The organism is Mesorhizobium sp. M7A.F.Ca.CA.002.05.1.1, from assembly GCF_003998335.1.
Lineage (GTDB): Bacteria > Pseudomonadota > Alphaproteobacteria > Rhizobiales > Rhizobiaceae > Mesorhizobium.
Map to the genome: position 1 here is coordinate 1 of NZ_RZQI01000891.1, position 2,409 is coordinate 2,409.

Annotated in this window: 3 protein-coding genes; all 3 read right to left on the reverse strand. The window is 64.4% G+C overall.

The window, feature by feature from the left end; translation table 11 throughout:
• Positions 1–854 (reverse strand): four-carbon acid sugar kinase family protein (locus EN939_RS30100; RefSeq protein ID WP_164751347.1); only part of this gene is annotated, 854 nt, incomplete at its 3' end.
• Positions 851–1,855, reverse strand: a complete 1,005-nt coding sequence (pdxA, locus tag EN939_RS30105; protein WP_127271304.1) for a 4-hydroxythreonine-4-phosphate dehydrogenase PdxA — start codon at positions 1,853–1,855, stop codon at positions 851–853. The genes EN939_RS30100 and pdxA, both read right to left, overlap by 4 nt.
• Before the next feature lie 41 nt (positions 1,856–1,896).
• Positions 1,897–2,409: SDR family NAD(P)-dependent oxidoreductase (locus tag EN939_RS30110; protein ID WP_164751348.1), on the reverse strand; the 513-nt coding region annotated here is incomplete at its 5' end.

Genomic DNA, 2,409 nt, shown 5'->3' on the forward strand with positions numbered 1-2,409 from the left:
GCCACAAGCTGGATGAGCGATCGCTCGATGGCAAGGCGCGCCTGGGATTCCGAAGCAGCGTGGGAGGGCGCGAGCAAAACAAACGGTGGTTCGAGAGGCATGGGACTGGAGCCGTCCATCACGACGGTCTTCAGCCCGCTGACCGCTGCGACCTGGCGCAAAGCAACCGGATGGTTCGTGCCGCAGATGGCGAGATCGAGTGCCTGTGGCCGAAGGTGGGCCGTCCGACTTCCAGCGAGCATGGAGGCCAATCCACCTGAGCCGACATAAAGATCCTCGCTATCCACTCCAAAGGCTGCAATCGCCGCCGCAAGCTCGGCATCGCTTGACGCATCGGCGACAAAAAATCCCTCGCTTGCGCAGGCCTCGCCGATCATGGCAGCCGGAACCCCGTGGCCCAATAATGCATCGACAAGTGCCGGACCGACGGGTGTTATCCCATCCTGCGATACTACGTGCTGCCGGCCGTTGACTGTTGCCCGGCCCAACGCCGGAAAAGCAGGGGCGAAAAGGGCACGCCTAAACCGTCCGGCGCGAAAGGCCGCAACCGACTCTGCGACAGGGTGTCCACGCATGACGCTATCGATTTTCTTGAACGACAGCGACCGTGCGCCCGCTTTGCGATCGGCAAAAACGCCTGTGACACGATCGTATGCCGCTCGTTCCCCTAAGTCCCGGCTGTCGAGATCAATGGCGTTGCAGCCGGAGAGGCCCGGCGGCAGGTCGAGCCAGACCTTCACCGGTTTTTCTGGACTCGCGAAATAGCCGGCCGTGTCGAGCGCACCGGTGATGTCGTCCGCGACGATCAGGACATCCGGCTTGCCAAGCCCGCGCCCGTCGGGGCTACGGTTCACGCAGCGTTCTCCGTGGTCAGCGACAAGGCGTAGTCGATCGCCTCTATGAGGCTGCTTTCGCGGGCGATCCCGCGGCCGGCGATGTCGAAAGCGGTCCCGTGGTCGACGGAGGTCCGCGCGATCGGCAGGCCGAGCGTGATGTTGACGCCGCTCAGGCCAAGCCATTCACCGGTCTGCGGGTCGATCTGGAAGCCAAGCAGCTTCACCGGAATATGGCCTTGATCGTGGTACATGGCCACGACCGCGTCATAGGCGCCGCCGCGCATTTTCACGAAGACGGTATCGCCCGGAACGGGACCATGGACGTCGTGGCCGCGCGCCCTGTAGTCGGCGACAATCGGCTGGGTAATGCGGATGTCGTGGGTCCCGAAAATACCGCCCTCCCCGGCGTGCGGATTGAGCGCGGCAATCGCAACGCGAGGCGCCGTGATCCCCAGATGATTCAGGGCTTCGATCGTCAGGTCGAGAACCCGCCGCATGCGCGGCTCCGTCGCCCTCTTCGGCACATCTTCCAGCGGAATGTGGGTCGTGACGTGGCTGACGCGAAAAGAACCGTGCGCGAGCATCATCGCGCTGTCTCGCGCCCCGGTAAGCGCCGCCAGCAGCTCGGTGTGACCCGGGAACCGATAACCGGCAAGATGCAGCGATTCCTTGTTGAGCGGCGCGGTGACGATGGCCGAAGCCTCGCCGGCCATCGTACGCCGCACACCCTCGGCCACGGCCTCATAGGCCTGCCTGCCGCCTTCCGCCGACACCTGTCCGATCTCAACGGCGGAACCCTCGATCGGCCAGATGCCGAGAGGTTCATCCGCATTCGCGACGGCGGGCAATGGTAAGGCCAGCGACCGGGCTGTCCCGCCAAGCGCCGCAAGTGACCCGATCAGGCGGAGCCGAACCGTGCCAGTCTCAAGGACCGCCGCGAAATGATGGGCGGCCTTGAGCGCGATCTCGGGTCCAACGCCGGCCGGATCGCCGATGGTGATGGCTATGGTTGCGGTCATTCAGCTCTCCATAAGCGCTGTGCGGACGTTCAGGACAAAAATCATACCAGGGGCCGCCCGCCGTCGACCGGAATGACAACTCCTGTCGCGAAGCGAAGATGGGTCGCGACTGCCAGAACCGCCTCGGCAACATCGTCGGGCGTGCCCAATCGCCCGAGCGGCGTCCGGTTCGCCTGTTCATCTCGCCAGGACTCGTCGCGGCCCTTGATGAAATCAGTGTCGACGACGCCCGGTGACACCGACACGACCCTGATTTTCGGAGCCAGGGCGCGCGCCAGCGACTTGGTTAGGTTGTCGACAGCGGCCTTGGAGGCGCAGTAGGCGATGTTGCTGCCCATGGCGGTTGCGCCGGCAATCGACGAGATGTTGACAACGACGCCGCTGGCGGCGCGGTCGAGCAGCGGCCGCATTGACCGCGTCGCGGCGATGACACCACGCACGTTGACGCTGAAGATGCTGTCGATCAACGCGTCGTCCAGACCATCGAGGTCCGGATGCGGTACGAAACGGGTTATGCCGGCGCAATTGACCAGGATATCGAGCCGGCCGAACCT

Coding starts and splice junctions, on each gene's coding strand:
- pdxA (WP_127271304.1), bottom strand. CDS start 1,855: ATGACCGCAACCATAGCCATCACCATCGGCGATCCGGCCGGCGTTGGA.